Origin of the sequence: Vibrio fluvialis (assembly GCF_900460245.1) — a bacterium.
Classification (GTDB): Bacteria; Pseudomonadota; Gammaproteobacteria; order Enterobacterales; family Vibrionaceae; genus Vibrio; species Vibrio fluvialis.
Map to the genome: position 1 here is coordinate 2,887,741 of NZ_UHIP01000001.1, position 13,269 is coordinate 2,901,009.

11 protein-coding genes are annotated in these 13,269 nt (G+C 55.6%); 8 read left to right on the plus strand and 3 right to left on the minus strand.

Going from position 1 to position 13,269, the window contains the following annotated elements; translation table 11 throughout:
• The first annotated feature begins 70 nt into the window (after positions 1 to 70).
• Positions 71 to 727 (plus strand): LysE family translocator, encoded by a 657-nt coding sequence (locus tag DYA43_RS13590; protein WP_032081434.1) that lies wholly within the window; start codon positions 71 to 73, stop codon positions 725 to 727.
• Between the two features lie 101 nt (positions 728 to 828).
• A complete protein-coding gene (gene ggt, locus DYA43_RS13595; protein ID WP_061057024.1) occupies positions 829 to 2,583 on the plus strand; it encodes a gamma-glutamyltransferase in 1,755 nt (584 codons plus the stop codon).
• 715 nt (positions 2,584 to 3,298) lie between these two features.
• Here ggt and uvrD read toward each other — a convergent pair.
• A complete protein-coding gene (gene uvrD, locus DYA43_RS13610; RefSeq protein ID WP_020332525.1) occupies positions 3,299 to 5,473 on the minus strand; it encodes a DNA helicase II in 2,175 nt (724 codons plus the stop codon).
• A 317-nt stretch (positions 5,474 to 5,790) separates the two neighbouring features.
• On the opposite strand from uvrD, the gene DYA43_RS13615 reads away from it, so the two are divergent.
• The 4 genes from DYA43_RS13615 (at position 5,791) to DYA43_RS13630 (ending at position 8,231) form a co-directional block, all read left to right on the plus strand.
• Positions 5,791 to 6,051, plus strand: coding sequence for a BufA1 family periplasmic bufferin-type metallophore (locus DYA43_RS13615; protein WP_020332524.1), 261 nt, complete (start codon positions 5,791 to 5,793; stop codon positions 6,049 to 6,051).
• 78 nt (positions 6,052 to 6,129) lie between these two features.
• A complete protein-coding gene (gene bufB, locus DYA43_RS13620) occupies positions 6,130 to 6,993 on the plus strand; it encodes an MNIO family bufferin maturase (protein WP_061057025.1) in 864 nt (287 codons plus the stop codon).
• Positions 6,990 to 7,757, plus strand: a complete 768-nt coding sequence (locus DYA43_RS13625; protein ID WP_061057026.1) for an HvfC/BufC N-terminal domain-containing protein — start codon at positions 6,990 to 6,992, stop codon at positions 7,755 to 7,757. Before bufB ends, DYA43_RS13625 begins: the two co-directional genes overlap by 4 nt.
• A gap of 15 nt (positions 7,758 to 7,772) precedes the next feature.
• Complete coding sequence (locus DYA43_RS13630) at positions 7,773 to 8,231, plus strand: DoxX family protein (RefSeq protein WP_061057027.1); 459 nt, start codon at positions 7,773 to 7,775, stop codon at positions 8,229 to 8,231.
• On the opposite strand, the gene DYA43_RS13635 is transcribed toward DYA43_RS13630, so the two are convergent.
• The gene (locus DYA43_RS13635; RefSeq protein ID WP_020332520.1) at positions 8,215 to 8,445 is read right to left on the minus strand and encodes a hypothetical protein; all 231 of its coding nucleotides are present in this window, start codon (positions 8,443 to 8,445) and stop codon (positions 8,215 to 8,217) included. The two genes, DYA43_RS13630 and DYA43_RS13635, sit on opposite strands and share 17 nt — an antisense overlap.
• A gap of 115 nt (positions 8,446 to 8,560) precedes the next feature.
• Entirely contained in the window at positions 8,561 to 10,603 is a 2,043-nt protein-coding gene (gene prlC / locus DYA43_RS13640; RefSeq protein ID WP_020332519.1) for an oligopeptidase A, read from the minus strand.
• 279 nt (positions 10,604 to 10,882) lie between these two features.
• Here prlC and DYA43_RS13645 point away from each other — a divergent pair, with 279 nt between their 5' ends.
• Both DYA43_RS13645 and gorA read left to right on the plus strand, forming a co-directional pair.
• On the plus strand, positions 10,883 to 11,722 hold the full coding sequence (locus tag DYA43_RS13645; protein ID WP_038130126.1) for a 23S rRNA (adenine(2030)-N(6))-methyltransferase RlmJ: 840 nt from the start codon (positions 10,883 to 10,885) through the stop codon (positions 11,720 to 11,722).
• Positions 11,723 to 11,866: 144 nt separating this feature from the next.
• Complete coding sequence (gene gorA, locus DYA43_RS13650; RefSeq protein ID WP_061057028.1) at positions 11,867 to 13,222, plus strand: glutathione-disulfide reductase; 1,356 nt, start codon at positions 11,867 to 11,869, stop codon at positions 13,220 to 13,222.
• Positions 13,223 to 13,269 lie beyond the last annotated feature (47 nt).

Sequence of the window (13,269 nt, forward strand, 5' to 3'; positions counted from 1 at the left end):
GTCAGAATTTTACAAGCGGCGCGAACGCGCGCTTGGCACAATGACGACATCTGTTGTTGGAGATCCTTTCATGAATGAAGCCAGTATTCTTATTACCCTTGCGACGGTGCATTTTATCGCCCTGATGAGCCCCGGCCCCGACGTGGCGCTGGTGGTTCAAAATGCCACGCGTTATGGCCGCCAGACCGGTGTCTACATCGCCCTCGGTTTGTCATTCGGCATTTTACTGCACTCACTGCTGAGCCTGACCGGCGTCAGTTATCTGGTGCATCAGCAGCCGCTGCTGTTTGCCCTATTGCAGTTGTGCGGCGGCAGCTATCTGCTCTATCTCGGCAGCGGTGCCTTGCGTGCGACGCTGGCCAACTGGTCACAAGCCCCGGGCGAGTTATCAAGCAAACCGGAGCTGCTGCTGAGCAACAAACGTCAAGCCTTCTCGCGCGGCTTTATGACCAATATTCTGAATCCGAAAGCGCTGGTGTTTTTCGTCAGCCTGATGTCGACCTTGGTGCCGGCAGGCATGTCACTGGGTGGCAAAAGCCTGGCCTTGCTGATCTTATGGAGCCTGTCGCTGCTGTGGTTTGCCGCTCTGGCGTGGATGCTGTCAACCCAGCGTTTGCAGCGTAAATTGCAGGCCGCCAGCCGTTATATCGATCTGCTGTGCGGCGCGATCTTCACCCTGATCGGCGTGATGATTCTGTGGCAATCACTGACAGGCTTGCTCGGTTAACCTCAATTCTGAGTCAAGGTTGCATATTTATCATCTTTGGCTAGAAAAACACCACGTCCACTGCCACTCTGAATGTTGACCATTACAACAAGGAGAAGAGTATGCAGTGGACTCTCGCAACGCTCGCCACGTCAGGGCTGATATTTTCTTTCGCCGCGCAAGCCGCACCAAATCAAGTCACCGACGCGATTGCACCTGAGCAAAGCAGCGGACTGGCAAGCAAACAACTGGTGAAAGCCCAGAACTGGATGGTGACCGCGGCCAACCCGCTCGCCGCCGAAGCGGGCGCGCAAATTCTGCGCGATGGCGGCAATGCCATCGACGCCATGGTGACGGTGCAGCTGATGCTGGGCTTGGTCGAACCGCAGTCGTCCGGCATTGGCGGTGGCGCCTTTTTGGTGTATTGGGACGCCAAGCAAAAGGCGCTCACGACCTTTGATGGCCGCGAAACCGCGCCGCTCGATGCGACGCCGCGGCTGTTTCTCGACAGCGCCGGCCAGCCGCTGAAATTTTACGATGCCGTGGTCGGTGGCCGCTCCGTCGGCACGCCGGGCACCGTCAAACTGCTGTGGGAGACGCATCGTCTGTACGGCAAAATGGCCTGGGCGCGCCTGATTGAGCCGGTAGTCAAACTGGCACAAGAGGGGTTTGAAGTCAGCCCGCGCCTTGCCACGCTGATTGCCGACGATCAGCAGCGTTTGAGCCGTTTCCCCGCCACCAAAGCCTATTTCTTTCAGCCCGACGGCTCGCCGCTGACCGCAGGCTCCGTGCTGAAAAACCCCGAGTACGCCGCCACGCTGAGCGCCATCGCCCAGCGCGGTGACAAAGCGTTCTATCAGGGCGAAATCGCCGAAGACATCGTCCACACGGTTCAGACCGCGATGGGCAACCCGGGTGTGCTGGCGCAGCATGATTTCGATGCTTACCAAATCAAACAACGTGCAGCCGTGTGCGCGCCGTATCAAAGCTATCAGGTGTGTGGCATGGGGCCGCCAAGCTCCGGCGCACTGACCGTCGGCCAGATTCTGGCACTGACCGAGAAATATGACCTCAAAGGCTGGGGTGCCAGCAGCGCCAAATCGTGGCAGGTGATTGGCGATGCCTCACGACTGGCGTTTGCCGACCGCGGCTTGTACATGGCCGATCAGGATTATGTGCCGATGCCAACGGAAGGACTGCTCGATCCCGGGTATCTGGCGCAGCGCGCCAAGCTGATTCAGCCGGGCAAAGCCCTGACCAGCGCCGAAGCCGGCACGCCACCTTGGCAACATGCGATGCTGCAAAGCCCCGATCAGTCCATCGAACTGCCGTCCACCAGCCATTTCAACATCGTCGACCGTGACGGTAACGTGGTGTCCATCACCACCACCATCGAAAACGCGTTCGGCTCCCGTCTGTTTGTACGCGGCTTTTTGCTCAACAACGAACTGACCGATTTCTCCTTTGCGACCCACGATAACGGCCGCCCAATAGCCAACCGTCTGGAGCCGGGCAAGCGGCCGCGTTCTTCGATGGCCCCCACGATTGTGCTGCACAACGAGCAACCTTACTTAGCCATCGGTTCACCGGGTGGCAGCCGCATCATCGGCTATGTGGCGCAGGCGTTGATTGCCCATCTGCAATGGGGCATGGACATTCAGAGCGCGATTAACCAGCCGCATGTGCTCAACCGCTTTGGGGAAACCGATGTCGAACAGGGCACCCAAGCGGAGCAGCTCAAACCGGAACTGGAGAAGATGGGCGTGAAAGTCGCCGTGCGCGATCTCAACTCCGGCTTGCACGCGATTCGCATCACAGTGCAAGGTCTGGAAGGCGCGGCGGATCCTCGTCGTGAAGGGGTCGCGATCGGCGAGTGATCCTCACGTAATCGATCGTCCCACCGTTTTGTAAGAGATCTCGCACAAAGCGGTGGGGTAATCTCGCTTTTTATCTGGCAAAAAGGACAACAACAAATCGTAAGTGGTTGTTTTTAAATAAACTCAATGTATTAGAGCAAAATAAATCGCTACGTAATCGATTTCCTCACATTGCCCCGCAGAGCGAAATCCGTAAGATGAATCGTGTCGGAAGGATGCTGACACGGAACAGGAAATCACTACGGATTGGTGATCTTCAGGAAGAAGATACGGTTATTCAGGATGAATGATCGGCAAGGATAGCAAACAGGACATTGAACGGACTCAATCGTTACCAGGAAGGCGACGACAAGGGAATGACAATGGACTCCTCTGGACGAGGCAAGGACTCAGCATCAGGATGATGCCAAGGACACCGCTCAGGGAACAAGTGATGAGAGCTAACCAGGATAGTTAGCAGATCAGGAAGATCAAGGACACCGCTAGGATGGCGATGAACGGATTACGCTGACGGATACAGCATACTTATCAAGGAATAGATGCAGGGAGCACCTATTAGTAGCCGGATTGCTGCGAGTAAGACTATAACCCCGAAGGGCTTTGGCCCCTCGGGGTTTTTCTTTTGCTATCGCTCAAAAATGGCGTGTTATCCGTCGGCGGCAAACGTAAAAAAACCCGGTACACTGACCGGGTTTTTCGTGACTCATCCGTCGGGTCAGACTTTTTCCAGCTTGGCGTAAGCCGTCACCAACCACTTGATGCCTTCGCCATTAAAGGCGACCTGCACGCGGCTTTGCGGACCGCTGCCTTCAAAGTTAATGATGGTGCCTTCACCAAATTTCGGATGCTGCACACGTGAGCCGAGTGTAAAGCCGGTTTCGTTGAAGTTCTCTTTCACCGCGCTCTGGCTGAAACGGCCGCTGCTGGCCGGACGGCTGACTTGCGCTTTCATACGCACTTCATCGAGGCAGGTTTCCGGCAACTCGCGAATAAAGCGCGATGGCTTGTGGTATTTGTCCTGTCCGTACAGACGGCGCATTTCCGCATAGGTGATGTACAGCTTCTGCATCGCGCGGGTCATGCCCACGTAGCACAGACGGCGCTCCTCTTCGAGGCGCCCTGCTTCTTCGGCCGACATCTGGCTGGGGAACATGCCCTCTTCCACGCCCACCATAAACACTAGCGGAAACTCCAGACCTTTCGCACTGTGCAGCGTCATTAGCTGCACGGCATCGTCGAATTCATCCGCTTGCCCTTCACCCGCTTCCAGTGCCGCATGGGTCAAAAACGCGGTCAGCATGGTCATTTCGTCCGCTTCTTCCGGCTTTTCAAACTGGCGGGTCGCAGTGACCAGCTCTTCCAAGTTTTCAATCCGCGCTTTGGACTTCTCGCCTTTTTCCTGCTGGTACATATCAAACAGACCCGAAGTCTTGATCACATGGTCGGTTTGGCTATGGAGCGGCATCTCGGCGCTGTCATCTTCCAGCGCGTTGATCAGTTCAACAAAACGGCTCAGTGCTGAAGCCGCGCGGCCCGTCAGCACTTTTTCGTCCAGTAGCTGCACACTGGCTTCCCACAAGGTGCAGCCGCGATCGCGCGCCGCAAAGCGCACGGTATCCAGCGTCTTATCGCCCAGACCACGGGTGGGCGTGTTGACCACGCGCTCAAAGGCGGTGTCGTCGTTGCGGTTGTTCATCAGGCGCAGATAGCTCAGCGCATCTTTGATTTCCTGACGTTCGAAGAAGCGCATGCCGCCATAAATGCGGTACGCCAATCCGGTTTGCAGCAGGGCTTCTTCCAGTACCCGCGACTGGGCGTTGTTGCGGTACAAAATCGCGCAGTCATTGAGAATGCCGCCTTTGTCCTGCCACTCTTTGATTTTACCTACTACAAAACGCGCTTCATCCAGCTCGTTGTACGCCGAGTAGACCGAAATCGGCTCGCCGACGTTGCCGTCGGTCCACAGCTCTTTGCCCATGCGTTCGGTATTGTTAGCGATCAGGGTGTTGGACGCTTCGAGAATGGTTTTGGTCGAGCGGTAGTTCTGTTCAAGGCGAATGGTGTTCACACTCGGAAATTCCAAGGTGAATTTCTCAATGTTTTCCACTTTCGCCCCGCGCCAGCCGTAAATCGACTGGTCGTCATCGCCCACGATCATCACGTGCGACTGCGGCCCCGCCATCATGCGCAGCCACGCGTATTGAATGTTGTTGGTGTCCTGAAATTCGTCTACCAGAATGTGCTTAAAGCGCGCCTGATAATGTTCGCGAATGTGTTTGTTGTCGCGCAGCAGCTCGAGCGCGCGCAGCAGAATTTCGGCGAAATCGACCAGACCCGCGCGGTCACAGGCATCCTGATACGCGGTGTAGAGTTGCAGGTACGTCTGAGTCACCGGATCGCGATAAGCGTCGATGTGCGCCGGGCGCAACCCTTCGTCTTTCTTGCCGTTAATCCACCACGACACCTGACGCGCAGGCCACTGTTTGTCGTCCAGATTCTGCGCTTTGATCAGACGTTTCAGCAGACGCTGCTGGTCATCGCTGTCGATGATCTGAAAATCTTCCGGCAGTTTGGCATCAAGATAATGGGCGCGCAGAATACGGTGGCAGATGCCATGGAACGTACCGTTCCACATCCCGGACGAACTGCCCATCATCAGTTCTTCAATACGGCCGCGCATTTCCGCCGCCGCTTTGTTGGTAAAGGTCACGGACATGATGGAGAACGGCGAGGCCTGTTCAACCGACATCAGCCAAGCGATGCGGTGCACCAGCACCCGGGTTTTGCCACTACCGGCCCCTGCCAGCACCAACAGGTTTTCAAGCGGTGCCGCCACCGCTTCGCGTTGTTTGTCGTTTAAACCGTCAAGTAAAAGAGAGGGATCGATCATGGCTTAGCTACTGGTTATTTATACATAATTTGAACGATTATACCCCTAAACGCAGCGAGACCCAAGCGAGCGAAATTTCCCTCGGATTTCCCCTCTCCTCGCACAAAACTTCTGCTCTCAGGTAAAAAATATCAAAAATTTTCCCACATAAAATTGTTCGATAAATCATCACCTTAATTATAAATTTCATCAATATTTCACTTTTTCCTATTTTCGTTGTGAAAGTTTTCTGCGCGCCTGCCTCTCTTTTTGGGTAAGCAAGCCACAACAACGGCCTGCGACAATAACGACCAAGGAACAGTCTCGAGGAAATGAAGATGAAAAAATCAAACCTAGCAGTCACAGCAGCAATCACTGGCCTACTGGCAATGGGCGGCACTCTGTTGACCGCAGCGCCAGCCGCCGCCGCAGAGAAAGAAAAATGCTACGGCGTGGCGAAAGCGGGCAAAAATGACTGCGCGACCAAAACCAGCTCCTGCGCAGGCACGTCAAAAATGGATCATCAGAAAGATGCGTTTGTCGTGGTACCAAAAGGTCTGTGCGACAAACTGGCTGGCGGCAGCACCATGGACAAGTAACCACACTCTGCGACTTGAGTGCGCGGCGCTGGCGGCGCACTCGATTTATCTCCCTGACCCCGCGATAAGGACACGCCCATGCACTCAACGCACTCTCACCCTCAGGTCGGCGTGGGGTTACGCAGCCCACACATGAACCATTTTCTCAGCCAACCGACCCCGTTGAACTGGCTGGAAATTCACAGCGAAAACTATTTTCAGCCTCACGCCCCGGCTCGACGCGATTTGCGCCGCCTGCGTGAGCGCTACGACATCAGCTGCCACGGCATCGGCTTATCACTCGGTTCGGTGGCCGCGGTCAATGCGCAACATCTGGCGCAGCTCAAAACGTTAGTCGATGACATCGACCCCATCCTGATTTCTGATCACCTCAGCTGGAGCGAAAACGGCGGCCACTATTTTAACGACCTGCTACCACTGCCCTACACCGAAGAAGCGCTGGCGGTGTTCTGCCGCAATGTCGATCAGGTGCAACACGCACTGGGTCGCCCGCTGCTGATTGAGAACCCGTCCAGCTACCTGCGTTTTTCTCACTCAACCATTCCGGAGTGGGAGTTTTTGTGCGCGGTGCAACAGCGCACCGATTGCCGTTTGCTGCTCGATCTCAACAACGTGCATGTGTCCGCGTTTAACCATGGCTTTGACAGCCAGACATATCTTGATGCCATTCCCGCCAGTGCGGTGGAGGAAATTCATCTCGCGGGTTACTCCGTCAAAATGCTGCCGCAGGGCGAAATCTGGATTGATACGCACAGCCGACCGGTGAGCGACGCGGTGTGGCAACTGTTTGAACGCTGGTGTCGTCAACACGGCACGCGCCGTACCCTGATTGAGTGGGATCTGGATATTCCAGCGCCTGAAGTCCTGCTGGGCGAAGCGCACCAAGCGGCCGCACGCCTGCATGCGATTGATGCCGAACGCGGCATAAGGAGAGCCTCATGACGCTGGCGCAATTGCAGGCGCAGTTTGCCCGCGGCCTCAACTATCAGGCGGGCGGCGACGAGTGCGCGATTATCGCGGACGGTTTGAGCGCCGATGAGCGACTGCAGATTTATCGCAACAACCGTGTGATCAGCCTGAGCGAAGTGCTCGAAGCCACCTATCCTATGCTGCTGGCGGTGCTGGGCAACGAGTGTTTTGCCGCGCTGGCACGCGAATACGTGCTGTCGCATCCGCTGACCCGTGGTGATGTCAGCCACTATGGCGAAGGGTTTGCGGCTGTGATTGAACGCGCGCAGCCCGTGATGCAGGCCGCGCCGTATGCCGCGGCACTGGCGCGGTTTGAATGGGCGCTTGACCACGTGCAGCAACAATACGCACAGGCACCGCGCAATGACTATCAGCCACTCAGCACGCTGAGTCAGGTCGCGCCGGAACAGCAGCCACAACTGGTGTTTGAGTTAGTGCCGTGGGCCGCACCATTTTGCGCACCGTTTGCGCTGTTTGATTTGCAGCGTGCGATGCGGGATGACGACTTTAGCCAGCTCACTTTAAATGCGCTTCAGTCGGGGATCATCGCCTGCACTGCCGATGGCGAGCCGTGGACACAAGCGCTGGATGAGCCGACTTATCAGTTGTTGCTGGCGATGCATCATCGCGCGCCGTTGGGGCAGATTCATCCAGATGCACTGGCGGCGTTGCCCGCCATCATGGCGATGGAGATTGTCGCCGGCTTTCGTGTAGCCGCCCCCAATACCCACGATTAAATTAAGGAGCCCGACATGGCTGACTTCATGCACCGTTATAAAGCCCTGTGCCATTGGCTGCAACGCGACTTCGCCAGCCTGGTTTTACTGCTGTGCCGCGTCTGGGCTGGCTGGGTGTTCTGGCAATCAGGGCTGAGTAAAATCGCCAACTGGGACAGTACGCTGTACTTGTTTGAACTGGAATATCAGGTCCCGCTACTACCGTGGCAGCTCGCCGCGTATCTGGCAACCGGCGCCGAACTGGCGCTGCCGCTGCTGTTGATTCCGGGGCTTTTCGGTCGACTCAGCGCACTGGCCCTGTTTGCGGTCAATGCGATGGCGGTGGTGTCGTATCCGCTGTTGTGGCAACAAGGATTTACCGACCACCAGCTGTGGGGATTAATGTTATTGATGGTGTTCGTGTGGGGGCCGGGCAATCTGTCGCTGGATAACTGGCTGAGCCGCAAGTGGCAGCGCGTTATTCTGCAGAATTGAGATCGTCTTTCACCGAGTTAACCGCATCGCGCGTCGCATGCCCAATCGCTTTGGTGGTGTCGCGCGTGGCATGGCCAATGGCTGTCGCTGCGTCGCGGGTGGCGTGACCGACGTCGGTGCCTGCCTGTTTCATCTCAGCGCAGCCCGCCATCGTCAGTAACGCACTGACCGATAACGTTTGAATCCACAACTTAGCGCGTTTTGTCGTTTGCATGGCGAATCTCCAACTAATCCATAGGGTCGCGTAATATCCCTTACTCTAACAAATAACCCCGCTCAATGGAGCGGGGTTATTGTCATGCTTTGGTTAACTGCGCCAAGAGAGCGACTCAGGCCGCAATGCCGGCGTGGCGCAGCAGCGCATCGATCTGAGGTTCACGGCCGCGGAAGCGTTTGAACAGCTCCATCGGCTCTTCGCTGCCGCCCATTTCAAGAATGTTATTGAGGAAGCTCAAACCCGTTTCGCGGTTGAAGATACCCTCTTCTTCAAATCGAGAGAACGCATCGGCCGACAACACTTCAGCCCACAGGTAGCTGTAGTAACCCGCGCTGTAGCCGCCAGCAAAAATATGGCTGAAGCTGTGCGAGAAACGATTCCATTCCAGGCTTGGCAGCACCGCCACTTTCTTCTTCACGTCGGCGAGCGTTTCCAGCACTTTCGGGCCTTGTTCCGGATCGTATGTAGTGTGCAGGGTGAAATCGAACAAGCCGAATTCCAACTGACGCAGAATAAACATTGCAGACTGGAAGTTCTTCGCAGCCAGCATTTTTTCCAGCATCGCTTTTGGCAGCGGTTCACCGGTTTCGTAGTGACCGGAGATAAACGCCAGCGCCTCTTCTTCCCAGCACCAGTTTTCCAGGAACTGACTTGGCAGCTCGACAGCATCCCACGGCACACCGTTGATGCCAGACACCGAACCCACCTCAACTTGCGTCAACATGTGGTGAATGCCGTGGCCGGTTTCATGGAACAGCGTGACCACTTCATCATGGGTAAACAGCGCCGGTTTGTTGCCCACCGGACGGTTGAAGTTACAGGTCAGGTACGCGACTGGCGTTTGCAACTCGCCTTCACCGTTAATGCGGCGCACGCGGCACTCATCCATCCACGCGCCGCCACGTTTGTGCTCACGGGCATACAAATCGAGGTAGAAGCTGCCACGCAGTGTGCCTTCGCTGTCGAAAATATCGAAGAAACGCACCGATTCGTGCCAGGTATCAACACCTTGACGCTCTTTCACTTCCATACCGAATACGCGATTGAGTACTTCAAACAGGCCACTCACCACTTTGTGTTCCGGGAAGTAAGGGCGCAGTTCTTCGTCTGAAATATCAAACAGATGCTGCTTTTGTTTTTCACTGTAGTACGCGATGTCCCACAGGTTCAGCGCCGTCACGCCAAACTCTTGCTCGGCGAACTGGCGCAGCTCTTCCACTTCGCGCTCGCCCTGCGGCTTGGCTTTGGCAGCGAGGTTATTCAAAAAGCCCAGTACCTGCTCTGGCGATTCGGCCATTTTAGTCGCCAGCGATTTTTCGCTGTAGGTGTTAAAACCGAGCATGCGCGAGATTTCGTGGCGCAGTTTCAACTGCTCGGCAATGATTTCGCTGTTGTCCCACTTACCGGCATTCGGACCACGATCCGAGGCGCGGGTCACATACGCTTCGTACAGTTCCTGACGCAGCGCCTGGTTGTCACAGTAGGTCATCACCGGCAGGTAAGACGGAATGTCGAGTGTCAGCAGATAACCTTCCAGCCCTTTGGCTTCTGCCGCTGCTTGCGCGGCCGCCAGCGCCGATTCCGGCATGCCTGACAGCTCATTCACGTCCGTGACGTGTTTGGTCCAGCCCATGGTGGCATCAAGCACGTTGTTAGAGAATTTCGAGCCCAGCTCCGACATGCGTTTGCTGATTTCGCCGTAGCGTTTTTGCTCTGCCGCTGGCAGGCCGATGCCCGACAACTCGAAATCACGCAGGCCGTCGGTGATAGTTTTCTGCTGCGCGCGGCTCAATGTGGCAAACGCTTTGCTGGCTTTGATTGCTTTGTAGGCCTCAAACAGCCCTTTGTGCTGACCGACCCACGTGCTGTATTCCGACAAAATCGGCAGGCAGCTTTCGTAGGCATCACGCAGCTCATCGCTGTTCATCACCGAGTTCATATGGCTGACCGGCGACCAGATACGGCTTAAGCGATCATCCACTTCTTCAATCGGCGCAATCACGCTCTCCCAGCTCGGCTCGGCGTTGCCTACCAGCACCGCATCAATGCGCGCGCGGCAATCTTCAATCGCCTTCTCAACCGCTGGCTTGACGTGCTCCGGTTTAATTGCAGAAAACGGTGGCAAATCCGTAAAGGTAAGAAGTGGATTAGACATATAACGTTCCTTTTAATAAAAGAGAGTACGTGACGAACCATCACGATACCTGAAGTCATGGATGCTGGCGCAACGCGGCAGCCGGCGCGGCTAAGCACCTAAAATAATTCGATGATTTGCTGAGCGTACGTTATCAATAAGTCACTACGCCAGCAAAGAAGGATATGGCTATTACGTTAATAGATATAGTCAGGTTCAGCAATTTTCAATACTGGCGTATAATCGGGCGAACTGTTTTTTGAACTGACCAGCACCTGGTTTCGGGTGAGAGAGCGCAATTTGTTAAGTTACCGACACAGTTTCCATGCCGGAAACCACGCAGATGTGGTGAAACACATCGTACAGAGCCTGATCCTGTCTTCCCTGCAGCAGAAAGACAAACCCTTTGTCTACCACGACACGCACTCGGGTGTCGGCCGCTATGATCTGACCCACGAATGGTCAGAAAAAACCGGTGAATACAAGCAAGGCATCGCCCGCCTGTGGCAACAAACCGAGGTTCCGGAAGACATTCACAGCTACCTCGATGCGATTAAAGCGCTCAACGACGATGGCGAACTGCGTTACTACCCGGGTTCACCACGTGTGGCGCGTGCGCATCTGCGCAGCCATGACCGCATGGTGCTGACGGAGCTGCATCCGAGCGATTACCCGCTGCTGGAGCAGGAGTTTCACCGCGATCGTCAGGTGGCGATTTTCAAAGAAGACGGGTTTGCCCGTCTGAAAGGCAGCCTGCCGCCGAAAGAACGCCGTGGTCTGGTGCTGATTGACCCACCGTATGAGCTCGCCAAAGAGTATCGTGATGTGGTACAGGCGATCGCGCAAAGCTACAAACGTTGGGCGACCGGCATTTACGCCATCTGGTATCCGGTGGTTAACCGCTGTGACATCGATGACATGATTGAAGGCCTGCAAGGTCTGGGCATTCGCAAAATCTTACAAATTGAACTCGGCGTGTCACCCGACACCAACGAGCGCGGCATGACCGCCTCTGGCATGATTGTCATCAACCCGCCGTGGAAACTGGAAAGCCAGATGCAGAGCATTCTGCCGTTCCTGAAAGAAGCAATTGCGCCAGCCACCGGTCACTATAAAGTAGAATGGATTGTTCCTGAATAAGGTCGCGACCGCTCAAAATTACTCAGCGACTGAGGATTGTAATTTGGCAATCTACCCCAACTAACCTAGATTAGGTCGTTGGATACATGCATAACAGAGGCTTGGTGCGGACCTGTTCGCGATGAGCCCAAATTGGAGAAAGTAATGGCAACACATTTTGACTATATCTGTATCGGTGGCGGCAGCGGCGGTATCGCCTCAGCCAACCGTGCAGCCATGTACGGCGCCAAAGTCGCCCTGATTGAAGCCAAAGATCTTGGCGGTACCTGTGTGAACGTCGGCTGTGTGCCGAAGAAAGTGATGTGGCACGGCGCTCAGGTAGCAGAAGCGATGAACCTGTACGCGGCAGATTACGGTTTTGATGTGGACGTGAAACACTTCGACTGGGCCAAACTGGTGGAAAGCCGTCAGGCGTACATCGGTCGTATTCACCAGTCTTACGATCGCGTGCTGGGCAACAACAAAGTGGAAGTGATTCGCGGCTTTGCCAAATTTGTCGATGCAAAAACCGTGGAAGTCAATGGGGAGCACTACACCGCCGATCACATTCTGATCGCCGTCGGTGGCCGCCCGACTATTCCCAACATTCCGGGTGCCGAATTCGGTATCGACTCCAACGGTTTCTTTGAACTGAGCGCACAGCCAAAACGTGTCGCGGTCGTCGGCGCGGGTTACATCGCGGTGGAAATCGCGGGCGTACTCAACGCACTGGGCACCGAAACGCACCTGTTCTGCCGTAAAGAGTCGCCACTGCGCAGCTTTGATCCGATGATCATCGACACGTTAGTGGAAGTGATGGCGGCAGAAGGCCCGCAACTGCACACCCACAGCGTGCCAAAAGAAGTGGTCAAGGAAGCCGATGGCAGCCTGACCCTGCATCTGGAAAACGGCGAAAGCTGCAATGTCGATACTCTGATTTGGGCCATTGGCCGTCACCCAGCGACCGACGCGATTAACCTCGCGGCGACGGGTGTGGAAACTAACGCGCAAGGCTACATCAAAGTGGATGCTTACCAAGCCACCAATGTTAGCGGCATTTACTGTGTCGGCGATATCATGGAAGGCGGTATCGAACTGACGCCTGTGGCCGTGAAAGCGGGTCGTCAGCTGTCTGAGCGCCTGTTTAACAACAAGCCGGATGCGAAAATGGATTACGACCTAGTGCCGACCGTAGTGTTCAGCCACCCGCCAATCGGCACCATCGGCCTGACGGAAACCGACGCGATCGCGAAATTCGGCGAAGACAACGTGAAAGTGTACCAATCGGGCTTTACGGCCATGTACACCGCAGTGACTCAGCACCGTCAGCCATGCAAAATGAAGCTGGTGTGCGCAGGACCAGAAGAAACCGTGGTTGGTCTGCACGGCATCGGTTTTGCGGTGGATGAGATGATTCAAGGCTTTGGCGTCGCGATAAAAATGGGCGCCACCAAAGCCGATTTCGACTCTGTCGTCGCGATTCACCCAACGGGCAGCGAAGAATTCGTGACCATGCGTTAATGCATTAAGCATTCATTTGGCGTGGCGTACGCCAAGAGATATCAAAG